The organism is Actinoplanes sp. NPDC026619 (genome assembly GCF_040638295.1).
In the GTDB taxonomy this organism is placed as follows: Bacteria; Actinomycetota; Actinomycetes; order Mycobacteriales; family Micromonosporaceae; genus Actinoplanes.
Window position 1 is genome coordinate 1 of record NZ_JBEZYA010000078.1, and the last position, 3,073, is coordinate 3,073.

General features: G+C 66.8%; 1 protein-coding gene. It reads left to right on the plus strand.

Going from position 1 to position 3,073, the window contains the following annotated elements; translation table 11 throughout:
* Nucleotides 1-676: 676 nt before the first annotated feature.
* Complete coding sequence (locus AB0E90_RS51525; RefSeq protein ID WP_360421185.1) at nucleotides 677-2,569, plus strand: methyl-accepting chemotaxis protein; 1,893 nt, start codon at nucleotides 677-679, stop codon at nucleotides 2,567-2,569.
* Nucleotides 2,570-3,073 lie beyond the last annotated feature (504 nt).

Sequence of the window (3,073 nt, forward strand, 5' to 3'; positions counted from 1 at the left end):
GGATCGACCCCGTCACCGGCCGACACCGGCTGCTTGTCAGATGAAGTGGACACGCTCACAAGGATCTCCGATCCCCGCCCTCAGGTCATCACCCCGGAGTCACACGGGGTGTCTCACCTGATCTTGACTGAGAGGGATGCGCCGGCTCCGCCGACAAGGTAGAACGTCATCTAGGGCCTTGGGGTTGAGCGTGTTTGGTGTGGTTACCTGCGCTTGTACCTCAAGGCCCTACCTATTTCACGAAGACGCACCGCATCCCACTCATCGACCGACGCAGGTCATCGTCCGGGTGGTGGTAAGGCGAGCAGATTCAGAACGGTCACGACCAGGTCCTCGGCCGAGACGTCGGCCATGCGATGCCGGTCCGGCCGCGGACAACGGGCACCGGCCGTTCCACCAATAACCTGTTCGGTGATGGCGGTGGGGCGCCGGTGCGGGCAGTCCGAGAGGCGTTGCACAGTACGGCCCCCCGGGTCGCCCAGCCCGTACCGCGCGACGAGGGTGGGCCCGAAGAGCGCGACCGTATGGAGGCCCGACGCGGCGGCCAAGCGTAAGACCCTGGCACTGAGGGGTTCAGGTTTGTTGATGGCGGGCCAACCGGCGGCCCATGATGATGATCATCGCCCATTGGACCATCGCGGCGTGGTGCTGCGGCAGGCGTTCGTAGTCTCGGACGGTGCCGGCATCGGTTGATCCAGGAGGGATCCTCGTGCAGCGGCAGGCACGCCCGAAGCTCGCCCGCTCCGAGCAGCTGATAGCTGCGCGACTTCCCGGCTCACCTGCGATGAACCTACCAACCCGCATGATCCATCGGCCGAACCGTCGTCAGGTTGGCGCTCAGGGAAACCCCCCGGACGCCGATCGGAAGAATGCGGGCGGTCTGGAGCTGACCGTGGCACTGTCCGGTCGGGAGGGGCATTGCCTGGCACGTCATGAGATGAGAGCCACGGTGAGCAGGAATACCGCTGGAACCGCACGTGGACGGCGTTCCTTCGCTGACCTCAGCGTCAAGGTCAAGATTCTCGGAGGCATTGGCGTCGCCGTCATGGTCGCCGTGATCGTGGGGGTAGCTGGCCTGACCGCCCTGAGTACGGCCAGCGCCTCGGCACAGACGCTTTACAACAACAACATAGCCAGTATCAAGGCGATCGGTCTGCTCGAGAAGGTGACCCGGCAGGGCCGCCTCGACGCCGGCAACCAGGCCATCTCGCAGGATGCGGCGGCGGTCGAGAAATACACCCAGGCCTTGACCGCGGACCTGGATTCTTTCGACGCGGCCCTGGCCGAGTATCAGGCCAGCATGCCATCGGGTGATCCCGCGGTGATCGCCGACCTGCAGACGCAATGGCAGGCTTGGGTTGCCCTAGCCCAAACGAAACTGCTGCCCTTGGGCAAGGCCAACGATCTAGCCAGCTGGCAGAAGGTCCGCGATACCCAGGCCGCGCCGATCCTGGAAAGGATCAAACAGGACCTGGACACGCTCAGCGACGCCGAGTCGGCGGACGCGGCGAAGAACGCGGCAACAGCACAATCCAGCTATAAGAACAGCCGCCTGACATCGATCGTCGTGCTGGTCGTCGGGTGCCTGAGCGCCCTGACGCTCGGGGCGTGGGTGGCCGCGACGATCGTGAAATCCCTCAACAAGGTGCGAGAGGTGTGCAAGGCCTTGGCCACCGGTGACCTGACCCGCAGCACCGGCCTGCGGTCTCGCGACGAACCGGGCCAGATGGGCGAGGCCCTGGACACCGCACTGGCCACCCTGCGCACCACGGTCACCACGATCGGCGGGTCCGCGGTGACGCTGGCCAGCGCGTCGGAGGAGTTGTCGGCGGTCAGCGCCCAGTTGCAGGCCGGCGCCTCCGACGCCGCAGAACGGGCCAACTCCGCCACAGTCGCGTCGGAAGAGGTCAACGCCGGGGTTCAGTCGATCGCGGCGGGCGCGGAACAGATGAGCGCCTCGATCGCCGAGATCGCCTCCAACGCCGGGCAGGCCGCCGAGGTCGCGCACAAGGGAATGGTGGTGGCCGAACGCACCAACAACCAGGTCGCCGAGCTGGGGTCGGCCAGCGCCGAGATCGGCGACGTGGTCCGGCTGATCACCAGTATTGCCGAGCAGACGAACCTGCTCGCCCTTAACGCCACCATCGAGGCCGCCCGCGCCGGCGAACTCGGCAAAGGCTTCGCCGTGGTCGCCGGTGAGGTCAAGGAACTAGCCCAGCAGACCGCCCAGGCCACCGACGAGATCACCAACCGGATCGGGTCCCTGCAGACCTCGAGCGGCACCGCCACGGTGGCCATCGGTGAGATCACCGAGGTCATCGGACAGATCGGCGACTACACCACCACCATCGCCTCCGCCGTCGAAGAACAGACCGCCACCACCGCAGAGATGAGCCGGTCGGTGGCCGAGGCCGCCACCAACAGCGGCGATGTCGCCCGCACCGTGTCCGGCGTAGCCGAAGTCGCCTCCGCTACCGCCGACGGCGCCAAAGCCACCCAGCAGGCCGCCACCGACCTCACCCGACTCGCCAGCGACCTCACCAACCTCGTTGGCGGTTTCCGCCACTGACGCTCTCGCCGCTGGCGCCATGTGCGGTGTCCTGGGCGGTCACCACGTTCGCTGGGAGATGGCGTGACCACACCCGATACGACCGGCGGAGCCTACGGACTACGCTGCCCGACAACGTCCGACGTCCGCGACGCCATGCACGGCGTGCACGGCCACATGGGCCGATCGGCGTGGACGCGACTACTCGCCGCAGCTGAACTCACCGGAACGAGACCGACGAACCCGCCCTGCTGCGTGTGCTGGAAGCCATGAATCGCCTGAGCCCGGTCAGCGGGCAGTGCACTCATTCCCTGCACATCCGCCTGACCCTCCCGCCCTACCTCGCCGCCGCGCATCTCCCGACCAGGAGCCCCGCATGAACCTGATGACCAACACCGAACTGTTCGACCGGCTCGGCGAGCCCGGCCGGATGTCAGCGCTCACGTAATTCCCCCAAGAGGCCGCGGTGCGCTCACGTAATTCCCCTGGTCCGCGCTCGTTATGGACTACCGGGCCGCTCGTGGT